The 23,115-nt window shown below is 39.6% G+C and carries 18 protein-coding genes and 3 pseudogenes; 11 read left to right on the forward strand and 10 right to left on the reverse strand.

Annotated features, from left to right (window positions below; all coding sequences use genetic code 11):
• The 3 genes and pseudogenes from AYS37_RS08450 to ppsA form a co-directional block, all read right to left on the reverse strand.
• Positions 1-260, reverse strand: a pseudogene (locus tag AYS37_RS08450) (DUF874 family protein); the annotation flags it as partial.
• A gap of 280 nt (positions 261-540) precedes the next feature.
• The gene (locus AYS37_RS00950) at positions 541-1,728 is read right to left on the reverse strand and encodes a DUF874 family protein (RefSeq protein WP_000446659.1); all 1,188 of its coding nucleotides are present in this window, start codon (positions 1,726-1,728) and stop codon (positions 541-543) included.
• Between the two features lie 97 nt (positions 1,729-1,825).
• On the reverse strand, positions 1,826-4,258 hold the full coding sequence (gene ppsA / locus AYS37_RS00955) for a pyruvate, water dikinase (protein WP_001269077.1): 2,433 nt from the start codon (positions 4,256-4,258) through the stop codon (positions 1,826-1,828).
• 374 nt (positions 4,259-4,632) lie between these two features.
• Between ppsA and thrS the strand changes: the two genes are divergently transcribed.
• The 6 genes and pseudogenes from thrS (at position 4,633) to AYS37_RS00990 (ending at position 9,695) form a co-directional block, all read left to right on the forward strand.
• A complete protein-coding gene (gene thrS / locus AYS37_RS00965; protein ID WP_001271752.1) occupies positions 4,633-6,471 on the forward strand; it encodes a threonine--tRNA ligase in 1,839 nt (612 codons plus the stop codon).
• Positions 6,468-7,079, forward strand: a complete 612-nt coding sequence (infC, locus tag AYS37_RS00970; RefSeq protein WP_000091346.1) for a translation initiation factor IF-3 — start codon at positions 6,468-6,470, stop codon at positions 7,077-7,079. The genes thrS and infC overlap by 4 nt, the downstream gene beginning before the upstream one ends.
• Positions 7,060-7,252, forward strand: a pseudogene (gene rpmI, locus AYS37_RS00975) (50S ribosomal protein L35). The gene infC and the pseudogene rpmI overlap by 20 nt, the downstream one beginning before the upstream one ends.
• Before the next feature lie 94 nt (positions 7,253-7,346).
• Positions 7,347-7,697: a 50S ribosomal protein L20 gene (gene rplT / locus AYS37_RS00980; RefSeq protein WP_001264175.1), complete on the forward strand. Its 351-nt coding sequence runs from the start codon at positions 7,347-7,349 to the stop codon at positions 7,695-7,697.
• 200 nt (positions 7,698-7,897) lie between these two features.
• Positions 7,898-8,758: an outer membrane protein gene (locus AYS37_RS00985; RefSeq protein WP_000750224.1), complete on the forward strand. Its 861-nt coding sequence runs from the start codon at positions 7,898-7,900 to the stop codon at positions 8,756-8,758.
• A 505-nt stretch (positions 8,759-9,263) separates the two neighbouring features.
• Positions 9,264-9,695, forward strand: a complete 432-nt coding sequence (locus tag AYS37_RS00990) for a DUF1104 domain-containing protein (RefSeq protein WP_000731682.1) — start codon at positions 9,264-9,266, stop codon at positions 9,693-9,695.
• 296 nt (positions 9,696-9,991) lie between these two features.
• On the opposite strand, the pseudogene AYS37_RS09005 reads toward AYS37_RS00990, so the two are convergent.
• Positions 9,992-10,185: pseudogene (locus AYS37_RS09005) on the reverse strand (hypothetical protein).
• Between AYS37_RS09005 and AYS37_RS00995 the strand changes: the two are divergent.
• Entirely contained in the window at positions 10,109-10,969 is an 861-nt protein-coding gene (locus tag AYS37_RS00995; protein ID WP_000821511.1) for a hypothetical protein, read from the forward strand. The pseudogene AYS37_RS09005 and the gene AYS37_RS00995 sit on opposite strands and share 77 nt — an antisense overlap.
• 660 nt (positions 10,970-11,629) lie before the next feature.
• Here the strand turns inward: AYS37_RS00995 and AYS37_RS01000 are convergent.
• Positions 11,630-12,997: an L-serine ammonia-lyase gene (locus AYS37_RS01000; protein WP_000135968.1), complete on the reverse strand. Its 1,368-nt coding sequence runs from the start codon at positions 12,995-12,997 to the stop codon at positions 11,630-11,632.
• Positions 12,997-14,238: a serine/threonine transporter gene (locus AYS37_RS01005; RefSeq protein ID WP_000046390.1), complete on the reverse strand. Its 1,242-nt coding sequence runs from the start codon at positions 14,236-14,238 to the stop codon at positions 12,997-12,999. The genes AYS37_RS01000 and AYS37_RS01005 overlap by 1 nt, the downstream gene beginning before the upstream one ends.
• 180 nt (positions 14,239-14,418) lie before the next feature.
• Here AYS37_RS01005 and AYS37_RS01010 point away from each other — a divergent pair, with 180 nt between their 5' ends.
• Positions 14,419-15,768, forward strand: coding sequence for a class II 3-deoxy-7-phosphoheptulonate synthase (locus tag AYS37_RS01010; protein ID WP_000072745.1), 1,350 nt, complete (start codon positions 14,419-14,421; stop codon positions 15,766-15,768).
• Between the two features lie 78 nt (positions 15,769-15,846).
• Positions 15,847-15,981 carry an HP0135 family lipoprotein gene (locus tag AYS37_RS08885; RefSeq protein ID WP_001222899.1) on the forward strand — a complete coding sequence of 45 codons (135 nt, stop codon included), beginning with the start codon at positions 15,847-15,849 and terminating at the stop codon, positions 15,979-15,981.
• A gap of 234 nt (positions 15,982-16,215) precedes the next feature.
• On the opposite strand, the gene AYS37_RS01020 is transcribed toward AYS37_RS08885, so the two are convergent.
• The 4 genes from AYS37_RS01020 to AYS37_RS01035 are packed head-to-tail and all read right to left on the reverse strand — an operon-like array spanning position 16,216 to position 19,514.
• Positions 16,216-16,674, reverse strand: a complete 459-nt coding sequence (locus tag AYS37_RS01020; protein WP_000412935.1) for a peroxiredoxin — start codon at positions 16,672-16,674, stop codon at positions 16,216-16,218.
• A gap of 9 nt (positions 16,675-16,683) precedes the next feature.
• Positions 16,684-17,319 carry a LutC/YkgG family protein gene (locus tag AYS37_RS01025; RefSeq protein WP_000032069.1) on the reverse strand — a complete coding sequence of 212 codons (636 nt, stop codon included), beginning with the start codon at positions 17,317-17,319 and terminating at the stop codon, positions 16,684-16,686.
• Positions 17,312-18,757 carry a LutB/LldF family L-lactate oxidation iron-sulfur protein gene (locus AYS37_RS01030; protein WP_000417286.1) on the reverse strand — a complete coding sequence of 482 codons (1,446 nt, stop codon included), beginning with the start codon at positions 18,755-18,757 and terminating at the stop codon, positions 17,312-17,314. The genes AYS37_RS01025 and AYS37_RS01030 overlap by 8 nt, the downstream gene beginning before the upstream one ends.
• Positions 18,758-18,785: 28 nt before the next feature.
• Entirely contained in the window at positions 18,786-19,514 is a 729-nt protein-coding gene (locus AYS37_RS01035; RefSeq protein ID WP_000867254.1) for a (Fe-S)-binding protein, read from the reverse strand.
• A 219-nt stretch (positions 19,515-19,733) separates the two neighbouring features.
• Between AYS37_RS01035 and AYS37_RS01040 the strand changes: the two genes are divergently transcribed.
• Both AYS37_RS01040 and AYS37_RS01045 read left to right on the forward strand, forming a co-directional pair.
• Positions 19,734-21,383: an L-lactate permease gene (locus tag AYS37_RS01040; RefSeq protein ID WP_000398059.1), complete on the forward strand. Its 1,650-nt coding sequence runs from the start codon at positions 19,734-19,736 to the stop codon at positions 21,381-21,383.
• 56 nt (positions 21,384-21,439) lie between these two features.
• Positions 21,440-23,095 carry an L-lactate permease gene (locus AYS37_RS01045; protein WP_000889038.1) on the forward strand — a complete coding sequence of 552 codons (1,656 nt, stop codon included), beginning with the start codon at positions 21,440-21,442 and terminating at the stop codon, positions 23,093-23,095.
• Positions 23,096-23,115: the final 20 nt, after the last annotated feature.

Raw genomic sequence — 23,115 nt, forward strand, 5'->3', positions numbered from 1 at the left:
GCTGTTATAGCTGTTACACCTATTGCTGAATTAAACCATGAGTTAGGATGCGTTTTTAAATAATCATCCGCAGTCTTAACATTCCCACATATCCAATCGCTTTTTTTAATTTGTTTTTTTATCGAGTCTTTTATCGCCTCCCAAAAAGCAATCCCCATTATAGACATTCCCACATTCTTAAAAACTTTCTTTTCTTTTGCCGTTTTTACTAATTTCATCATCATTGTTGCAAGCATCACTAAAACCCTTATAACAGGCATTTAAATCCTTTCAAAAAACAATCTCACTTTTCAAAATCTTATTATTGTAGTGTATATAGCCATATTTAATCGCTATTAAACAATTGGTTTGAAAAATTGTGAGGATCAATCCAATCAGATTTTTCTAATCCATTCCAACAAAACTTGATACAAGTTTCCCTTATACCTTAAACTCACACCCTTTTAAAGGGAATAATAATAATAAGCGATTTTTCTATGGCAAGAAACTGATTGATGTCTCCTAGAAGCTAAAAACGATTTTATGGTGTTTTCTTATGCCTTACACCCTTTTACTATAACCATAACCCGCTTTTTCTGCTTTTTTCTCGGTATTAGCAACTACTTTTATTTCTTTACTAACATCAGCAAATATTTTTTGAAGGAACAAAAGGCTTTGAGAGGTTGAAAGGTGGGCTTGTGGGTCTGGTTTTAAATTTCTCATTTCAAGCATTTTAGCTTGAGCTTTAGAGCGTATTTTTAGATTTTCTTTTTGCCATTCTTCTGTAGCGTTAAAATCTCTAGGGTCTAGTTCTAAATAAGCGATAGAACTTGGTTTATAGAAATCCACTTGTTTAGCGATAGCTTTTTGTGAATAGGGCAGAGATTCCAGCTCTTTTTGCAAATAAGCTATAAGCTCTTGCGCTTTTGATCCTCTTTGAGAGCGGGGTTGTTTAGAGTTTGGAAGGTGTTTTGGCTGGATAGGGGTTTGATTGGTTTTTGTAGGTTTAGGGGTTTTGCATTCAGCTTCTATTTCTATAGCAATACCAGTAGTAATACCGGTTTTAATTCTTGCTTTTTTAATAAACAATTGGCCATGTTTTTCTTGGCAATTTTGTTCTGTTTCTTTAATGAAATCTTTCTGTTCTTTAATCAAATCTCTTTGTGTATTAATTGTCTTTTGTTTTTGCTGTTCTAACTCTATCTCACTCTTATTTGCTTTTTGTTTTTCTTGTTCTGTCTTTTGTCTTTCTTGTTCTGCTTTTATTTGACTATTAGCGAGTTCTATCCCACTCTTGTTTGTTTTCTGTCTTTCTTGTTCTGTTTTCTGTTGTTCTTGTTCTGTCTTTTGCTTTTCTTGTTCCAACTCTATTTGTTTATCAATATCACCAACGCTACAAGCGGCTAATAATAAACTTGTCGCTATTGTTAATCCTGAATATTTCCACCAATTGATTTGATTTTCTTTTTCAGCTTGTTTGGATTTATCTTGGACTTTATCATCTAATTCTTTCGCTTTCCTGCACGCAACATGGGTCAATACTACTAATGCCGCCCTGCTTTTCTTGGGGTGTTTTTTTACAAGTCCTCTAACTTTCTTTGCGATCTTTGTAAAAAACCCACCAATTGATCTGATCATATTTGTAATGGCACTCGCTTGTTTAAAATGAGTCTCTTTATTTGCCTTTGCGTTAGCTGTCTCTGTGTTCTTGCCAACCTTATTTGTTTTTCCTGTTTTTACTGATTCCATTACCAACCTTTTTTCAAAAAACAATCTCACCTTTCAAAATTATATCATGGAAACTAATACGAAAAAACCCACTCAAGTTAAATTAACCCATTTATTATCAAGTTAAGCCATGGTCTTTCAACTCTTTTTCTAACTTGGCTACGGCGTTCCAAGTGGGGATCACGCTATCAGGGTTTAAAGAAATGGAAGTGATGCCCTCTTTGACTAAAAACTCTGTCACTTCAGGGTAATCGCTTGGGGCTTGCCCGCAAATCCCGCAATATTTGTTGTGCCTTTTACAAGCTTCAATCGCTTTTTTAAACATTTTTAGCATCGCTTCATTCCTTTCATCAAAGACATGGCTGACTAACTCGCTGTCTCTATCCACGCCTAAAGTGAGCTGGGTTAAATCGTTTGATCCAATAGAAAAGCCATCAAACAAGCTTAAGAAATCATCAGCCAAAATGACATTCACCGGTAATTCGCACATGATATAAATTTCAAGCCCATTTTTACCGGATTCTAAATTGTTTTTTCTTAAGATTTCTAGGACTTTTTTACCCTCTTCAATGGTGCGCAAAAAAGGGATCATCACTTTCATGTTCGTCAAGCCCATTTCTTCTCTTACTAGTGCTAAGGCTTCACACTCCCATGAAAACGCTTCATTATAGCTCTCTGAATAATACCGACTAGCCCCCCTATAGCCAAGCATGGGGTTTTCTTCATTAGGCTCATAGCTAGAGCCGCCAAGCATGCGCATGTACTCATTGGATTTGAAATCGCTAGTCCTTACAATGACGGGTTTAGGGTAAAACGCCGCGCTGATCATGCCAATGCCTTCAGCGATTTTTTTCACAAAAAAATCTTTAGGGTTAGCATAGCCTGCCATGAGGTTTTCAATTTCATTTTTTTCTTTCACGCTTTTTTTGTGGTGCAAATCCACTAAAGCTAAGGGGTGGGCTTTGATTTGATTTAAAATAATCATTTCCATTCTGGCCAGCCCTACGCCGTGATTAGGGAGTTGAGAAAAGCTAAAGGCTTTTTCAGGGTTTCCAATGTTAATGTAAATTTTTGTTTGAGTTTCTTGCATGTTAGAAAGCTCCACCCTTTCAATTTCATGCTCATAAATGCCTGCATACACATAGCCCTCTTCGCCCTCAGCGCAAGAAACCGTGATTTCCATGCCGGTATAAAGGCTATCAGTCGCCCCGCTTACCCCAACAATAGCTGGCACGCCAATTTCTCTAGCCACAATAGCAGCATGGCAAGTGCGCCCTCCACGATTGGTGATAACCGCGCTCGCTTTTTTCATGCAAGGCTCCCAATCTGGATCGGTATTGTCTGTAACTAAAATTTCGCCCTCTTTAAAAGAATTCATGTGCTCCAAATCATTGATGATACGCACTTTCCCTGAGCCAATTTTACTCCCAATCGCTCTGCCTTGTAAGATAATTTCTTTTTTTTCGTTAGGGTTTTTGAATTTGAATTTTTCAAAGACTTGACTTTCTTCTTTACTTTTTTGGCTTTGAACGGTTTCTGGGCGCGCTTGAACGATAAAGATTTCCCCGCTCTCGCCATCTTTAGCCCATTCTATATCCATAGGGCGGTATTGTTTGGCTTCTTTAGAGTAGTGTTTTTCAATTTCAATGGCGTATTTGGCTAAAATCAGCACGTCTTCATCGCTCAATGAAAAGGACTGCCATTCTTTTTTGGTGGTTTTAATGTTTCTGGTGGGGTGTTCGCTACCCCTTGGGGCATAGACCATTTTTTGCGTTTTATTGCCGAGTTGGCGTTTGATAATGGGGCGTTTGTTTTGCTCTAAAGTGGGCTTAAACGCATAAAATTCATCAGGGTTTATCGTGCCGCCCACCACATTTTCGCCCAACCCCCACGCTGAAGTGATAAACACCGCGTCTTTAAAACCGGTTTCAGTGTCAATAGAAAACATCACGCCCGCACTGCCTTTATCCGCTCGCACCATTTTTTGCACCCCCACGCTCAGCGCGACTTTTAGATGATCAAACCCACGACTCGCCCTATAACTAATCGCTCTGTCGGTAAAAAGCGACGCTAAACAGGATTTGATATAATGGATCAATTCTGTTTTACCCTTAATGTTTAAATAAGTGTCTTGCTGCCCGGCAAAAGAAGCGTCCGGTAAATCTTCTGCAGTAGCGGAACTCCTTACCGCCACATCGGCTTCTTTCATGTCGTATTGCTGGCTTAAAATTTCATAAGCTTGAAAAATCTCATCTCTTAAATCGCTAGGAAAAGGCGTGCCAAAAATAAGCTCTCTGATTTGTTTGGAGCGGATTTTTAACACATCAATTTCCGTGGCATCAACATTTTCTAAAAGCTCTATGATTTTTTGCTTAGCCCCCCCTTGCTCCAAAAGATACCAATACGCTTCGCTCGTGATCGCAAAGCCATCAGGCACTTTAATACCAATTGGCACTAATTCTTGAAACATTTCACCAATGCTAGCGTTCTTGCCCCCAACTAGATTCACATTCTTATTGTTCAACTCTTTGAAAAACTTGATATATCGCACAAAACTCCCTTAAAATGATCATTAAGTTTCTTAAAACAAAAATATAACAATAATAGCATGATAGAGCTTTAGTTTTAGCCAGTTTGTGTTCTAAGCTTTGTTAATAAGGGGGTGTATTCTTTTTGGTTTATGATTTTATTGTATAATGAGCGGTTAGTTAGGTATTTTTGAATAGAAAGGGTGGTTTTGTATAGGCGGTTGCTATTGAATTTGTTTTGTATGGTGTTTTTACAAGCGTGTTTAAAGCCTATGAGCGACCCTAAAGCTGAGAAAGTGGATTCGCAAGTGCAATGCGGGTTTGGCTCAAAAGATTGCTAAAAGCATTGAAAAAATATTGAAAAAGTATTAAAGAAAGGAAACATAAGTTTTAAAGAATGAGTGCGGAACTGATTGCTGTTTATAAAGACGAGCAAATAATAGATTTAGAGAGCGCAAAAGTCTTAGGGCTGAGCGATGGGTTCGAAGCGTTAAAAGGGAGCGAGCCGATATTTTTTGATGATTCGCCTTTGGCTTTAGAAGTGATCAGGCATTCATGCGCGCATTTGCTCGCGCAAAGCTTGAAAGCCCTTTATCCGGACGCGAAATTTTTTGTAGGCCCTGTGGTAGAAGAGGGGTTTTATTACGATTTTAAGACTTCTTCAAAAATCAGCGAAGAGGATTTGCCTAAAATTGAAGCGAAAATGAAAGAGTTTGCGAAGTCAAAGCTCGCTATCACTAAAGAGGTTTTAACCAGAGAGCAAGCTTTGGAGCGTTTTAAGGGCGATGAATTAAAGCATGCGGTGATGAGTAAAATCAGTGGCGATATATTTGGCGTGTACCAACAAGGCGAGTTTGAAGATTTGTGTAAGGGGCCACACCTCCCAAACACCCGTTTTTTAAACCATTTCAAGCTCACTAAACTGGCTGGGGCTTATTTGGGTGGCGATGAAAACAATGAAATGCTCATTAGAATCTATGGCATCGCTTTTGCCACCAAAGAGGGCTTAAAAGACTACCTTTTCCAAATAGAAGAAGCGAAAAAACGGGATCACAGAAAGCTAGGCGTGGAGCTAGGGCTTTTTAGCTTTGATGATGAGATAGGGGCGGGTTTGCCTTTATGGCTGCCTAAAGGGGCAAGGCTTAGGAAACGCATTGAAGATTTATTGAGCAAGGCGTTACTTTTAAGAGGCTATGAGCCGGTTAAAGGCCCTGAGATTTTAAAGAGCGATGTGTGGAAAATCAGCGGGCATTATGACAACTATAAAGAAAACATGTATTTCACCACGATTGATGAGCAAGAATACGGCATAAAGCCCATGAATTGCGTGGGGCATATTAAAGTCTATCAAAGCGCTTTGCACAGCTACAGAGATTTGCCCTTAAGGTTTTATGAATACGGCGTGGTGCATCGGCATGAAAAAAGCGGCGTGTTGCATGGGCTTTTAAGGGTTAGGGAATTTACCCAAGATGATGCGCATATTTTTTGCTCTTTTGAACAGATCCAAAGCGAAGTGAGTGCGATTTTAGATTTTACGCATAAAATCATGCAAGCGTTTGATTTTAGTTATGAAATGGAATTATCCACAAGGCCGGCTAAATCCATAGGCGATGATAAAGTTTGGGAAAAGGCCACTAACGCTTTAAAAGAAGCCCTAAAAGAACACCGCATTGATTATAAAATTGATGAAGGGGGAGGGGCTTTCTATGGGCCTAAGATTGACATTAAAATCACTGACGCTTTAAAGCGTAAATGGCAGTGCGGCACGATTCAAGTGGATATGAATTTGCCTGAACGCTTCAAGCTCGCTTTCACTAATGAACACAATCACGCTGAACAGCCGGTGATGATCCATAGGGCGATTTTAGGCTCGTTTGAAAGGTTCATTGCGATTTTGAGCGAACATTTTGGGGGGAATTTTCCTTTCTTTGTCGCGCCCACTCAAATCGCTCTCATCCCTATTAATGAAGAGCATCATGTTTTTGCTTTGAAATTAAAAGAGGCACTAAAAAAGCACGATATTTTTGTAGAAGTGCTGGATAAAAACGACAGCTTGAATAAAAAAGTGCGATTAGCCGAAAAGCAAAAAATCCCTATGATTTTAGTGTTAGGGAATGAAGAGGTGGAGACCGAAATTTTATCCATTAGAGACAGAGAAAAACAAGCTCAATATAAAATGCCCTTAAAGGAGTTTTTAAACATGGTTGAATCTAAGATGCAAGAGGTTAGTTTTTGAGTAGAAGCGAAGTGTTGTTAAACGGAGACATTAATTTTAAAGAAGTGCGTTGCGTGGGCGATGATGGCGAAGTGTATGGGATTATTTCTTCCAAAGAAGCGCTAAAAATCGCTCAAAATTTAGGCTTGGATTTGGTTTTGATTTCAGCGAGCGCGAAGCCCCCTGTGTGTAAGGTGATGGATTATAATAAATTCCGCTACCAAAATGAAAAGAAAATCAAGGAAGCCAAGAAAAAGCAAAAGCAAATTGAAATCAAAGAGATCAAGCTTTCCACTCAAATCGCGCAAAACGATATTAACTACAAAGTCAAGCATGCGAGAGAATTTATTGAATCCAACAAGCATGTTAAATTCAAAGTGGTTTTAAAGGGTAGGGAGAGCCAAAACTCAAAAGCCGGGCTTGATGTGCTTTTGAGAGTCCAAACGATGATGCAAGATTTAGCCAATCCTGAAAAAGAGCCAAAAACCGAGGGGCGTTTTGTTTCATGGATGTTTGTGCCTAAGGCTAAAGAAACCCCCAAAAATGAAAAGAAAACCAAAGAAAATAACCCGCCTTTTAATCGTATTAACCTTATGAAAGGAGAAAATCATGCCAAAAATGAAGACTAATCGCGGCGCGTCCAAGCGTTTCAAAGTCAAAAAAAACTTGATTAAGCGTGGCAGCGCTTTTAAGAGCCATATTTTGACTAAAAAGCCCTAAGCGTAAAGCTAATTTGAACGCGCCAAAACATGTGCATCACACTAACGCGCATTCTGTCATGTCGTTGCTTTGCAGGGCTTAGGAATGCTCATTAGAAAGTGGAGTTAATCCCCTTATTTAAGGGAAAGTCGTTTTAAAAACGCACCTAAAAATATTTTAAAAAGAAAGGTAAAGAAATGAGAGTTAAAACAGGCGTTGTGCGCAGAAGACGCCATAAAAAAGTCTTAAAACTCGCTAGAGGGTTTTATAGTGGCAGAAGAAAGCATTTTAGAAAGGCTAAAGAACAGCTTGAAAGGAGCATGTATTACGCCTTTAGGGATCGCAAACAAAAGAAAAGAGAGTTCAGGAGTTTGTGGGTGGTAAGGATCAATGCGGCTTGCAGAATGCACAATACAAGCTATTCGCGCTTCATGCATGCTTTAAAAGTGGCTAACATTGAATTAGACCGCAAGGTTTTAGCAGACATGGCGATGAATGACATGCAAGCTTTTAAGAGCGTGTTAGAGAGCGTGAAAGAGCATCTTTAATCTCTGTTGGCTGTTAAGGTTTTAGTTTTAGCCTAAAAAAGGTGAGAGGATTTAGGAATTTTTACTAAAAAGTTCCTAAAATTGATTTTTATTTCAATTTATTCTCATTCAATCGCTATATTTAATCAAAAAGAAAGCAATTTTATAGTAGAATGTAGCATTTAGAACTCAAATAGAGAAAATGTAGAAGGAAGGAATACATGAAGAAATCTGTTATAGTAGGTGCTATCTCTCTAGCAATGACGAGCTTGTTGTCAGCAGAGACCCCTAAGCAACAAAGTGCTATTAAGACTAGCCCTACCAAAAAAGGTGAAAGAAATGCTGCTTTTATAGGGATTGATTACCAGTTGGGTATGCTTAGCACTACCGCTCAAAATTGTTCCCATGGGAATTGTAATGGTAATCAAAGTGGGGCTTATGGCTCTAACACGCCTAACATGCCTACAGCGTCAAACCCAACAGGAGGGCTTACCCATGGTGCTCTAGGGACTCGTGGGTATAAGGGCTTAAGCAACCAACAATACGCTATCAATGGTTTTGGTTTTGTTGTAGGGTATAAGCATTTTTTTAAGAAAGCCCCACAATTTGGAATGCGTTATTACGGATTCTTTGATTTTGCAAGCTCTTATTATAAGTACTACACTTATAATGATTATGGCATGAGAGACGCTCGCAAGGGTTCTCAAAGTTTCATGTTTGGCTATGGGGCTGGCACAGATGTGTTGTTTAACCCAGCTATTTTCAATCGTGAGAACTTGCATTTTGGGTTTTTTCTTGGCGTTGCGATCGGCGGTACCTCTTGGGGTCCAACAAACTATTATTTTAAGGACTTGGCTGAAGAGTATAGAGGGAGTTTCCACCCATCAAATTTCCAAGTCTTAGTGAATGGCGGGATTCGTTTAGGCACGAAACACCAAGGTTTTGAAATTGGCTTGAAAATCCAAACCATCCGCAACAATTACTACACCGCTAGTGCGGATAATGTACCTGAAGGGACTACTTATAGATTCACCTTTCACCGCCCCTATGCCTTTTATTGGCGTTACATTGTAAGCTTTTAAGGTGTTTTAGGGTTAATTTATGGGGGGGTATAGAAAAGGGCTTTTGCTCTTTATGGCCTTTTATGACTTTTTTTCTTATGCTAAAGCCGTTATAAAGCGTTATCATAAACTCACTAAACAATAGCGTGGCGCTAGTCATCGCAAGCAGCCTATCTAATCAAAAGACAGCACAGATTGTTGATTATAAAAAATGTTCAAAGGCATTTTTTAAAAGATTAAGCAATGAAAGAGCTTGCGTCAAGCAAGCGATATTCTCTTAAAAAGGCGATCTTCTTGGGTTAGGGGATTTAGTTGGGGTTGTAGGGGAACTATTTCAAAATACCCCTATCCCCTTAGTTTTGCATTAAAACAAAGTAACCAAAATCCCATTTTTTAAAAAAATGAAAGAGCGTTAATAAATAAGGTTTATCAATATTTGATGAGAATAAGGAATATAAGTTATTTTTAATGGAGTAGGTGGTAAAATCCTTGCGATTTCATTTTATTTTTGAATTGGGAGCATTTGATGAAAAAATTGGCGTTTTCTTTATTATTTACAGGGACTTTTTTGGGGCTTTTTTTGAATGCGAGCGATTTTAAGAGCATGGATGATAAGCAACTATTGGAGCAAGCCGGGAAAGTTGCTCCTAGCGAAGTTCCAGAGTTTCGCACAGAAATCAATAAGCGATTAGCAGTGATGAAAGAAGAAGAGCGTAAAAGTTATAAAGCGGATTTTAAAAAAGCGATGGATAAGAATTTAGCTTCTTTAAGCCAAGAAGATCGCAACAAGCGTAAAAAAGAAATTCTTGAAGTGATTGCCAACAAAAAGAAAACAATGACCATGAAAGAATATCGTGAAGAGGGGTTGGATTTGCATGATTGTGCATGCGAAGGTCCTTTTCATGACCATGAAAAAAAGGGAAAAAAAGGGAAAAAACCAAGCCATCCTAAGCATTAGCACTTAGGGTGTGCTAACTTTTTTTGATTTTTGTAAAACCACGCCATAAGCCCCTAGCTTTTGGCTGTGGGGATTAGGGCGTTTTCGTGTTATAATTATCATGGCGTTTGGGCGTTGACTCTTAAAATAGAGACTATCTATCTGGTGGGTGGGTCTTGCTACTCTTAAATCCTTTAGCTGTAAAGAGCGTCTCAAATTTTTAGAGTTAAAGTTTTTGGAGTGTTTGTATTTTTTGGATATTTATAGTATCATACCCAAATGATAAATACCCTTTGAGAGTCTGTATTTTAAGACGGCTAAAACAGCTTGAATTCTAGGTGGTTCTTTATCAATAGAAGAAAATTTCAAAAGAGAGCTTTTATGAAGAACGGTATCTGTTTTTGTTGCGGTTATATATTGATTAGGAGTTTGGTGTGAAACGGATTTTATTTTTTTTAGCGGCTACGACTTTTTTGTTGAGAGCAGAAACGGATTCTGCCACTATTAACACTACAGTTGATCCCAATGTTATGTTTTCTGAAAGCTCCACAGGGAATGTGAAAAAAGACCGCAAGAGGGTTTTAAAGAGCATGGTTGATTTGGAAAAAGAGCGCGTGAAGAATTTTAACCAGTATTCTGAAACCAAGATGAGTAAGGGCGATTTATCCGCTTTTGGAGCTTTCTTTAAAGGGAGTTTGGAAGATTGCGTGGAACAAAAGATTTGTTATTATGAGCATAGGAATGGCAAGGTTTCTTTTGTGGTGAATGACAGAGAAAAGTTTTATAAGCATGTGCTTAAAGATTTAGGGACAGAGCTTTCACTCCCTTTGTTTAACTGGCTTTACAAAGGCTCGGATTTTGGGGCTTTGCATGAGCAGTTTGGGGATATGTATGATGGGTATATCAAATACTTGATCAGTATGGTTAGGGTGAGCCAAAAAGAAAAGGCTAGAAAACTGGATGCAGTCGCTCTTAAAAAAATGGAGGAACAAGCTGAGAAAGACACTAAGGCAGCGTTTCAAAAGAGGAGCAGTGGGGAGCTTCAAAACCATACTGATAGCCCTGAATTTATAAGCTCTTCTAAGAGGACACAGAACGCTTCTAATTCGGATCTAGATTCTATGACTAATGCTAACACGCTCAAAGAAACAGCTTCAAAAGAGCCAGAGGCTTCTTCAAAAAAAGAGAAAAAGCCCAAGAAAAAACGCCGCCTTTCAAAGAAAGAAAAACAACAACAAGCCTTGCAACAAGAGTTTGAAAAGCAAATTAGCGACTCTAGTAAGTCTGAAAAATAGTAAAATAGCCCTAGCTTACCTTTTAGTAGGGGGCTTTAAATAAATCTCTTAAGCACTCCTTTTTAGGCTTTATATTTGGGCTTTTAGCTCCCTATCACTCCATCCTATGTTTTAGGCTATCTTTTTAAAAACCACCGCTTTTTTAGAATCTTCAAACTTTTTGGCTTTTTTTGTGGTAACGATTGGTAACGATTAGCTTAAGGTTTTGTTACGCAAAAATCTTTGAAATATAGCGATTGATAGAGTTAAACACAATCTCACATTCCAACGCATTTTATAAAGCGTGTAAAAAGTTTTGGTTTTATTTTAATGGAATATTAGTAATCAAATTTAAAAAATACCTTTGAGTATTTTTACAATCAAAATAAAAAATCTTGTGTAAGCAAGCGATCGTTTTTCATGATGCGCTCTTAGGGGATTTTAAAAAAGGGGGTTGTAGGGGAATGATTTCAAAATGCCCTATTCTCTTATGAGTTTAAATAAACTTAATGAGTTTTATTATTAAATGGAATTTAAAAACGATGAAACAAAATTTTAAAACCCTATGTTTTAAAATTTTTTAAGAATATCAAAGCAGATAAGGCTTATTGATATTTGATAAAAACAAACCTTTTTACTTTCTTTAGAAACCTAAAGCCCCCTAAAGATTAGATTTATCCCTTAGCATTTTAAGGTTTTGGCTAACCCCCCTAACGAGGTCTCTTTGTATTTTTCATTCATGTCTTTTCCGGTCGCATACATCGTAGCGATCACTTCATCCAGGCTCACTTTAGGCTTGTATTCATCTTCTAAGGCTAGTTTAGAAGCGCTGATCGCTTTAATCGCCCCTAAAACATTGCGTTCAATGCAAGGGATTTGCACCAAGCCCCCCACCGGATCGCATGTCAATCCTAAATGGTGCTCCATAGCGATTTCACTAGCGATCAAAACCTGTTGCGTGGTCGCTTGGCACAAATGGGCTAACCCTCCTGCAGCCATAGAACTTGCCACACCAATTTCAGCCTGACACCCGGCTTCTGCACCGCTCAAGGAAGCGTTTTTCTTGTAAAGATAGCCAATCGCCGCGCTGGTGAGTAAAAAATCATTAATAGATTTTTGCGATAAATTTTCAAACAAATGGTTTTTGGCGTATAAAAGCACGCTTGGCACCACCGCGCACGCTCCGTTAGTGGGGGCGGTTACCACCTTGCCTCCGCTAGCGTTTTCTTCAGCAATGGAACGAGCGTAAAGCGAAATGTAATCAATCAACGCTAAGGGGTCTTTCCCACTTGTGGGGTGTTTTTCTAGGCGCGTTTTAACGCTTGGGGCTAATCGTGTTACTTTCAAAGAACCGGGCAGATACCTTTCTTTAGAATTAGCCCCATTATGATAACACTCAAGCATCGCATGATAGATTTTGGTCATCGTTGCATCAGGGTGGTTTTTGAGGGCGTTTTCTCTCAAACGCACGATTTCAGCGATGCTTTTTTGGTGTTTTTGGCACAATTCTAGCAATTCCTTAGCGCTTGAAAAATCATAGGCAACGCTTTCATTTTCACCCTCTTTAGATAAGTTGTCTAATTCTTTTTCAGTATAAACAAACCCTCCACCAACAGAATAATAAGTCTCTTCTTTTAAAACCTCATTTTTAGCGTTGAAAACTTTTAGAATGAGGGCGTTTTGGTGTCTGGCTAAAGGTTTGTTGTCAAAAATCAAATCTTTAGAATAATCAAATTGAATGTTGCGTTGGTTAGCGAGTTTTAAAACTTTATTCTCAAACGCTTCATGCAATAAGGCTTTTTTGGTTGTTATATCTAATTCGTTAGCATAAATACCATGCAAGCCAATTAAAACCGCCTCATCGCTCAAATGCCCTTTACCGGTTAAAGCCAATGAGCCATGCAAGGTGATTTGAACGCGTTCAACCTGCTCTAAAACGCCTTTTAACGACTCGCAAAATCTCGCCCCAGCTTCCATAGGCCCTATGGTGTGTGAAGAGCTAGGCCCAACGCCGATTTTAAAAATGGATAAAATAGAAAAACTAGCCATTAAAATAGTCCTAAAAACACGCTCAAAGCCGTCAAGCTCCCAAAGACAAACACAAAAATATCCACTTTGAAGTTTCTAAAACGCTTCAAACTAGAAACGCTATAAAAAGCTATCATGGGCATCACAAACAGAATGAGCGCGATAATGGGGCCGCCTAAATTTTCAATAAAATCCAAGATATTGGGGTTGATATAAGCCACCAGCGTGATAGTCAGCCATAAAAAAATCGTTACGCTCACGCTCAGGGTTTTAGAAGCTTTTTTCAACTTTAAACTTTGAATGATAATGCCTTCTAAACCTTCCTTAGCCCCATAATAATGCCCAAAAAAAGATGAAAAAATCGCTAAAAAAGCCACCACAGGCCCCGCATAATTGATTAAAGGGTTGTTTAGAGTGTTAGCAAAATAGCTTAAAATGGGGATATTTTGTTCCCTTGCTTTCACAAAATCATCAGCACTCAAGCACATGACGCACGAAAACACAAAAAACATCACAAACCCTAAAAGCATCAGCGATGTCCCTAATTCAATTTGATTGAGTTTATACTCTTTGAAAGCGCCGTATTCTTTTCCCACGTTTTGAGTGAAGGTTGAAATAATGGGGCTATGGTTGAATGAAAACACAAGCACCGGTAAGGTTAGCCAAATCGCTAACACAAATTCTTTAAAACTCGGCACCACAAAAAGATTAGCACCTTGCCAATAAGGGATAAGATACAAAGAAAAAAGCAATAAAATCAAGCATAAAGGATACACTAAAGCGTTACAAATGTGCGTCACAATCGTAGTGTTAAAAACCATCACCAACATCATTAAAGAGACTAATACCACAGCCAGTAAGCCCCGATGCAAAGGCGCTAAATGCAACTGGTTAGTGAAAAAGTTATCAAACACGTTAGTGATGCCCACCCCATAAGCCAAACAGATAGGATAAATCGCCAAGAAATAAAGCAAAGTGATAAGAAAACCCCATTGAGGGCCAAAATGAGAGCGAACGACCATGGTAATGTCTTCTTTATCTTTAGATCCTATGAAATAAGCTAAAGCTCTATGCCCCAGATAAGTTAAAGGGAAGATGATCGCGCTCATCACCATAATAGCCCATACCCCATGCCCACCGGCTCTAATAGGCAAAAATAAAATCCCAGCCCCCACCGCCGTGCCAAATAAGGACGCCATCCAACGCAAATCAAACAAATTGAGTTTTTTAGGATCTCTTAGAACCGCTTTTTCTTGTGCCATGCTATTAAACCGCCCTTGTATCGTGTTAAAGAGCTTTCATTGTAGCATAAAGCTTTTTATGATTGGGGTTTTTTGAGATTAAGGGGTGGTTTTGGGTGTGCATTTATTTTCTAAAATCCACGATTTAACCCGCACAAGCTATAATAACGCTTAAAAAAAGATTAATAAAGGATTATAGAAATGTCAAACACAACTTGGTCGCCCACTTCATGGCATTCTTTTAAGATAGAGCAACACCCCACTTACAAAGACAAGCAAGAATTAGAAAGGGTCAAAAAAGAATTGCACTCCTATCCTCCTTTAGTGTTTGCTGGCGAAGCGAGGAACTTGCAAGAGCGCTTAGCCCAAGCCATTGACAATAAGGCGTTTTTGTTGCAAGGGGGCGATTGCGCGGAGTCGTTTTCTCAATTTAGCGCTAACCGGATTAGAGACATGTTTAAAGTGGTGATGCAAATGGCGATTGTCTTAACTTTTGCTGGCTCTATACCGATCGTGAAAGTGGGGCGCATTGCCGGGCAATTTGCCAAGCCTCGCTCCAATGCGACTGAAATACTGGATAATGAAGAAGTGTTGAGTTACAGAGGGGATATTATCAATGGGATTTCCAAAAAAGAAAGAGAGCCAAAGCCTGAAAGAATGCTTAAAGCCTACCATCAAAGCGTAGCGACTTTAAACCTTATCAGAGCTTTTGCCCAAGGCGGGTTAGCGGATTTAGAACAAGTGCATCGTTTCAATTTGGATTTTGTCAAAAACAACGACTTTGGGCAAAAATACCAGCAAATCGCTGACCGGATCACGCAAGCTTTAGGGTTTATGCGAGCATGCGGAGTGGAGATAGAGCGAACGCCTATTCTTAGGGAAGTGGAATTTTACACCAGCCACGAAGCGTTACTGCTCCATTATGAAGAGCCTTTGGTGCGTAAGGATAGTTTGACTAACCAGTTTTATGATTGCTCCGCGCACATGCTGTGGATTGGCGAAAGGACAAGAGACCCTAGGGGCGCGCATGTGGAGTTTTTAAGGGGGGTTTGTAACCCTATTGGCGTGAAAATCGGGCCTAATGCGAGTATAAGCGAAGTGTTAGAATTGTGCGATGTTTTAAACCCGCACAACCTTAAAGGGCGTTTGAATTTGATCGTGCGCATGGGTTCTAAGATGATTAAAGAGCGTTTGCCTAAGCTTTTACAAGGGGTGTTGAAAGAAAAACGCCATATTTTATGGAGCATTGATCCCATGCATGGCAACACGGTTAAAACCAGTTTGGGGGTTAAAACAAGGGCTTTTGATAGCGTGTTAGATGAAGTGAAAAGCTTTTTTGAAATCCATAGGGCTGAAGGGAGTTTGGCTTCAGGGGTTCATTTGGAAATGACGGGTGAAAATGTTACAGAATGTATCGGTGGCTCGCAAGCGATCACTGAAGAGGGTTTGAGCTGCCATTACTATACGCAATGCGATCCAAGACTAAACGCCACTCAAGCCCTAGAGCTCGCTTTTTTAATCGCTGACATGCTTAAAAAACAACGATCTTAGTTAAAAAGAGATTAATCTTTTTTTAACTCTTTTTCTTTATAATTATCGTAAGCATTTTAATATTCAAAGGAGCTTGAAATGAGAATTTCTCTTTTAGCTGTAATTTTAGCGTTATTGTTTGTGGCTTGCCACGAAACTAAAAAACAAATCTTACAAAACGAAGCCGATAGCACCCCTTCAGAAAAAACCATTTGGCAACCTGAACAAAAATAAAAATTGTAAAAATACTCAAAAGCGTTTTTAAAATAACACAATCAAAAAGCTAGCGAGTGGTGGTTTTTTGTAGTGCGATCTTAGGTTGTAGGGGGAATGATTTCAAAACACTCCCTATCCCTTATGAAGTTTTACATCAAACTAAAACGGAATTTAAAAAACAAGTTTTTAAAAAAAAATAAGAGAATGGCTAAAAAGCCTCAAATTAAAGTGGGCGAAAGCTAGAGAGTTAAACTACAAACTCTCTAAAACCTTTTGAGCATGCCCTTTCGCTTTGACATTGTAGAAGCATTTTTCTAAAACGCCTTGCGTGTTGATAATGAAAGTGGAGCGGATAATCCCCAAATGCTCCTTCCCATAAAGCATGCGTTTGCCATAAGCTTTGTAAAGATTGGCGGCTTTTTTATCTTCATCGCAGAGCAAAATCACATTCAAAGAGCATTGGCTGATAAATTTTTGATGCGATTGCGCGTTATCAGGGCTTACGCCTACGACAACAGCGTTTTTCTTTTCAAATTCACTAAACAGAGTGCTAAAGTCTTTGGCTTCTAAAGTGCATCCGGGGGTGTTGTCTTTAGGGTAGAAATACAATACCACTTTTTTATGGAGCAAATCTTTTAAAGAAATTTCCACGCCATCGCTGTTTTTCAATTTAAAATCAGGGGCTAATTGCCCTACTTCTAATTTTTCCATTCTTATCCTTTAATAGAAAATGACAGCGACTTTTTGAGGCCCATGCACCCCAAAAACGGTTTTTAATTCAATATCGGCTGTCCGGCTAGGCCCGCCAATAAGGAGCATGTTTGTGGGCAATACGCCGTTTTGGCTTTGATTTTTTAAAGCTTGCACGCCTTCGCTTAAATTGCGCACAATGGATTCTTTTTTCAATAAAATGATGCAATTAAGGGTGATGAGCGAAAGCAATCGTGGGCTTGCATGCGAAGAAACCGCCCCAATCATGCCCAAGCTTGAAATCCCACAAACCCCATGCAATAAAGCCGTATCAATCTCAAACAATTCTTCACGCATCGCTTCAATTTCTTTGTCATAGGGCTGTAAAGTGAAATCCTTAAACGCTTCAAAATTCAAATTTAAATCCGTAGAGTGTAAGACTTTTTTGCTTTGAAAATTTTCTAAAGCCTTTAAAATGGCTTGTTCTAAATTTTCTTTAGCGCTTTCAATGACTTCAGCTTTATTCAACACCTGGAAATGCTTGTATTCTTCCACCAAGTCTTCAAACTCCACTTTAATGATATTTCTATAAACAGGGTTTGCTCCCTGAATGGCATGCTTGGCTCTGGCTTCTTTAATGCGCTTTAAAATAAGCTCTTTACTCATAAATCACCCCTTCTAAGTGTTGGACTTTGGCATGCAAACTCGTGTCCATATTGGGTAAGGTCCTAACACTCGCCCACTCTTTGACTAAAGGCAGTATGGGGGCTAAAAGCTTGCCTAAAGGCGAGAAAAATTGAGCCATTTTCAATTGGAAACGCCACTTAGCCCCATCGCTTGCCATTTTGGCAAACATTTTCATAGAGAATTTTTCCATCCCGCTGTGTTGGGTACTTTTAGCCCCCTTAACTACGCCTCTGCCCTCGCCCACTTTATCGGCTCGTAAATCTCTAATGAGTTCTGCTAAAGGGATTTCTACAGGGCATACTTCAGTGCAACGCCCGCAAAGGCTGCACAAATTAGGGATATGCCCGTAATTATTCAAGCCAAAGAGTTGGGGGGATACCACCACGCCTATAGGGCCAGGATAAGTGGAAAGATAGGCATGCCCACCGATTTTATCATACACAGGGCAGTGGTTCAAACAAGTTCCGCAACGGATGCATGAAAGAGCACGGTAATACTTTTCATCAGCCAAAATATTGGAGCGGTTGTTGTCTAATAAAATGATGTGGGCTTCTTTAGGGCCGTCTAAATCGCCCTCTTTTCTGGGGCCTGTGATAATGTTTTGATAGCAAGTGATAGGCACACCCACAGCGCTTGGGGCGAGCAAATTGTTTAAAATCGCCGCATCATCAAAGCTTTCTACTAATTTTTCAATCCCACAAATTGCGACATGCACATCGCATGCGGTGGTGCTCATTCTCCCATTACCCTCATTTTCCACTAACCAGATCGCTCCCTCATTAGCGATAGCGAAATTAACCCCACTGATCCCCATTTTAAAGCTTTCAAATTCTTTGCGCATGTGTTTTCTGGCGATCGCATTGAGCTTTTCAGGCTCTTCTTCATAAGCGGCGTTGAGTTTTTCTTCAAAAATCTTACCGATTTGCTTGCGGTTTTTATGGATAGCTGGCACGACGATATGCACAGGGTGTTCATTGATGAGTTGGATAATCAATTCGCCCAGATCCGTTTCTTGCGCTTGAATGCCCTTTTCTTTCAAGTAATGGTTCAAGCCAATTTCTTCGCTCGCCATGGATTTTTGTTTTAAAATGCGATTGATATTCTTTTCTTTAGCGAGGTTGTAAATGATTTCATTGGCTTCATCGCCGTCTTTAGCGTAATGGATTTTAAAGCCGTTTTGAGTGGCGTTTTTTTCAAACAATTCCAAATATTCATCAAGCCTGGATAGAATTTTAAGCTTGACTTCTTTGCCCAATTCCCTTAAATTTTCCCATTCGCTGTAACGATTTTTAATCAGATTCTTACGATTAGCCCTTAAGGTATCCATTGCCGAACGCAAATTTTCCCTTAATTGCATATCGCCTAATTGGTCGGTGATGATTTCTTCGTATTCTTGGTCGCTATGATATTTTTCCATGATCATTCCTTAAAATAATTCTTTAACGTTAAAGCCCAAGCCTTGAGGCTAAAAAGTCATAAAAATGCATGGGTTTTGTCAAAGAGCCCATTTTTTGCATAGCGGTGCTGATATTCATCAAACACCCAGCATCCGCTGAAACAATCACATCCACATGACGGCTCTCTATATCTTTAATCTTTTCTTTAACCATAACCGCTGAAATTTCAGGTTCTTTAACCGAAAAAGTCCCCCCAAACCCGCAGCATTCTTCTTCTTTTTCCAATTCAATGAGTTCCACGTTTTTAAGCTGTCTGATGAGGTTTTTCGCCGAGTCAATCACTTTAGCCACCCTTAAGGCATGGCAATTAGAATGCCATGTGATTTTAAGGGGTTCGCCCTTATCTTCATACTTGACTTGCAATTTTTTATCCAAAAATTCGCTCAATTCATACACCCTAGAGCAAAAATCTTTAACCATGTTGAATTCCGCATGCCCTTCAAACAATTCCAAATAATCATGCCGCATCATCCCTGTGCATGAACCGCTAGGCAAGATAATAGGGTAGTCGTTATTGGAATAAAGCTTGATATTGTATAAAACGACTTTTTTTGTCTCTTCATAATACCCTGAGTTGTAGCTTGGCTGGCCGCAACATGTCTGGTCTTTTTTAAAAACCACTTCCAAATTTTCCTTGCGGAGTAATTTGATAGCGTTAAGCGATGCGTTGCTATAAATGGCTGCTCCTAGACAAGTAGCAAAGAAATTGACTTTCAAAGAAGGCTCCTTAAAATTCCAAATTAAGAGTTTCAAACACAATATAATACTCAAAATTAGTAAGATTGTAACCACAAGTTGATAAACCCACTCGCTCAAATATTGTTACTAAAATAAACCACAAACCCATTAAATTTGACTTAATATTAAATGCTACTTAAAATTAGTTTTTTCTTTTAAGTAAGATAAAAAATACTTTTAATTATTCAAGGAAAATTTATGGAATTTTATCAAGTCTATGACCCATTAGGCCATATTTGGTTGAGCGCTTTAGTCGCACTTTCGCCTATTGCGCTCTTTTTTATTTCTCTTATTGTCTTTAAACTTAAGGGGTATAGCGCTGGGTTTTTAAGCTTATTGCTTTCAATCCTTATTGCGTTATTTGTGTATAAAATGCCCGCTCAAATGGTGAGCGCGAGTTTTTTCTATGGCTTTCTTTATGGCTTGTGGCCGATCGCATGGATTGTGATCGCTGCGATTTTTCTTTACAACCTTTCAGTGAAATCCGGGTATTTTGAGATTTTAAAAGAAAGCATTTTAACCCTAACTCCGGATCACCGGATTTTAGTGATTTTGATCGGGTTTTGTTTTGGCTCGTTTTTAGAAGGAGCGATTGGTTTTGGAGGCCCGGTAGCTATCACAGCGGCGATTTTAGTCGGCCTTGGGCTAAACCCCTTATACGCTGCCGGGTTGTGCCTGATCGCTAACACCGCTCCTGTAGCTTTTGGCGCGGTGGGTATTCCTATTACGGCAATGGCTAGCGTGGTGGGTATTCCTGAATTAGAGATTTCTCAAATGGTAGGCAGGGTGTTACCCATTTTTTCCATTGGTATTCCTTTTTTCATCGTGTTTTTAATGGATGGTTTTAGAGGGATTAGAGAGACTTTTCCTGCAGTGGCCGTTACCGGGTTTAGTTTCGCTATTGCGCAATTTTTAAGCTCTAATTATCTAGGGCCGCAGCTTCCGGATATTATTTCAGCTTTAGTGTCATTGATTGCTACCACTTTGTTTTTAAAATTCTGGCAGCCCAAGCGCATTTTCACCAGCAATGGCAAAGAGCCCACGATGAACACAGAAAAACACCATATTTGTAAGGTGGTTGTGGCGTGGATGCCTTTTGTGTTGCTCACCATTACGATCATCATATGGACGCAACCCTGGTTTAAAGCGCTCTTTAAAGAAGGCGGGGCTTTGGCGTTTTCTAGCTTTGCGTTTGAATTTAATTCTATCAGTCAAAAGATTTTCAAAACCGTTCCCATTGTTACTGAAGCGACCAATTTTCCTGTCGTGTTCAAACTCCCTTTGATTTTAACGACAGGCACTTCCATTTTTTTAGCCGCCCTTTTAAGCGTGTTTTTGTTGCGCGTGAAAATCAGCGATGCGATAGGAGTGTTTGGGGCCACTTTAAAAGAAATGCGTTTGCCGATTTTAACCATTGGCGTGGTTTTAGCGTTCGCGTATGTGGCTAATTATAGCGGCATGAGTGCTACGCTCGCTTTAGCGTTAGCGGATACCGGGCATGTTTTCACTTTCTTTTCGCCTGTGGTAGGCTGGCTTGGGGTGTTTTTAACCGGAAGCGATACGAGTTCTAATCTTTTATTTGGATCTTTACAAATGCTCATCGCTACACAGCTTGGCTTGCCTGAAGTGCTTTTTTTAGCGGCCAACACTTCAGGGGGCGTTGTGGGCAAAATGATAAGCCCTCAAAGTATCGCTATCGCTTGTGCGGCGGTGGGGTTAGTGGGGAAAGAGAGCGAATTGTTCAGATTTACGGTAAAATACTCCGTCGCTTTGGCGATCATTATGGGGATTGTCTTCACTCTTATTGCTTATGTCTTCCCCTTTATTATCCCCATCATTCCTAAATAAGGGGGTTTTTAAAGAGAACTAGCGCTAAGAGAATATTTTTAAAAAGGGATTTTTTAGTGCTAGAATTTCATCAAATTTATGACCCTTTGGGTAATATTTGGCTGAGCGCTCTTGTGGCCTTATTGCCGATTTTGTTATTTTTCTTATCTTTAATGGTTTTTAAACTCAAAGGTTATGTGGCGGCCTTTTTGAGCGTGGTTCTGTCAGCCGTTATTGCGGTTTTGGTGTATAAAATGCCTGTTAGCATGGTAGGTTCAAGCTTTCTTTATGGCTTTCTCTATGGCTTATGGCCGATCGCATGGATTATTATTGCGGCGATTTTTTTATACAAACTCAGCGTTAAATCCGGCTATTTTGAAATTTTAAAAGAAAGCGTCCAGTCCATCACTTTAGATCACAGGATTTTAGTGATTTTGATTGGCTTTTGTTTTGGCTCGTTTTTAGAAGGGGCGATCGGCTTTGGAGGGCCTATTGCCATCACCGCAGCGATCTTAGTGGGGTTAGGGTTAAGCCCTTTATATTCTGCCGGGTTATGCCTAATCGCTAACACCGCTCCTGTGGCTTTTGGCGCGGTGGGTATCCCTATAAGCGCTATGGCGAGCGCGGTAGGGGTGCCAGCGATTTTAATTTCAGCCATGACGGGTAAAATCCTCTTTTTTGTGAGCTTGTTAGTGCCGTTTTTTATTGTGTTTTTAATGGATGGCTTTAAGGGGATTAAAGAGACTTTTCCGGCCGTTTTTATTGCGGCTTTTTCTTTCGCTGGCGCGCAATTTTTAAGCTCTAATTATTTAGGGCCAGAATTGCCTGGTATTATTTCAGCCCTTGTTTCACTGGTTGCAACGGCACTCTTTTTGAAATTTTGGCAGCCTAAAGTCATTTTTAGAAGCGATGGCAAAGCGGCTTCATTCACTAAGAGTAACCATCATATCTGTAAGGTTTATGTCGCTTGGTCTCCTTTTGTGATTTTGGTTTTAGTGATTGTGTTATGGATACAGCCTTTTTTTAAAGCTTTATTTGAAAAAGACGGCTTGTTAGCTTTTTCTAATTTTTATTTTGAGTTCAATAACATCAGCAACCACATCTTTAAAAGCCCGCCTTTTGTAGAAGCCAATCAAAGCGTGAGTTTTCCGGTGGTGTTTAAATTTTTCTTAATCAACACGGTTGGCACTTCCATTTTTTTAGCCGCTCTTGTTAGCATGCTCGTTTTAAGGGTGCGAGTGAGCGATGCAGTGAGCGTTTTTGGCGAGACTTTAAAAGAAATGCGCTACCCCATTCTCACTATTGGTTTAGTCTTAAGCTTTGCCTATGTGTCTAATTACAGCGGGATTTCTTCCACTCTAGCCTTAGCGCTCACCCATACGGGTTTGGCTTTTACTTTTTTCTCGCCCTTGATCGGATGGGTAGGCGTGTTTTTAACCGGGAGCGATACAAGTTCTAATCTTTTATTTGGCTCTTTACAGCAACTCACCGCCCAACGATTGCACCTCCCTGAGGTTTTAACCCTGACGGCTAATACCGTGGGTGGGACTTTGGGCAAGATGATAAGCCCTCAAAGCATCGCTATCGCTTGCGCGGCAGTGGGATTAGCCGGGAAAGAGAGCGATTTATTCAAATTCACGGTTAAATACTCCCTTATTTTTGTAGCGATCATGGGAGTCGTGATTAGCGCGATTGCGTATTTGATCCCTGAAGTGGTGCCTGCGATAAAGTAGAGCCATTTTAGATTTAGCAG

It is taken from the genome of Helicobacter pylori NQ4053 (assembly GCF_000274605.1).
Taxonomy (GTDB): Bacteria; Campylobacterota; Campylobacteria; order Campylobacterales; family Helicobacteraceae; genus Helicobacter; species Helicobacter pylori_CV.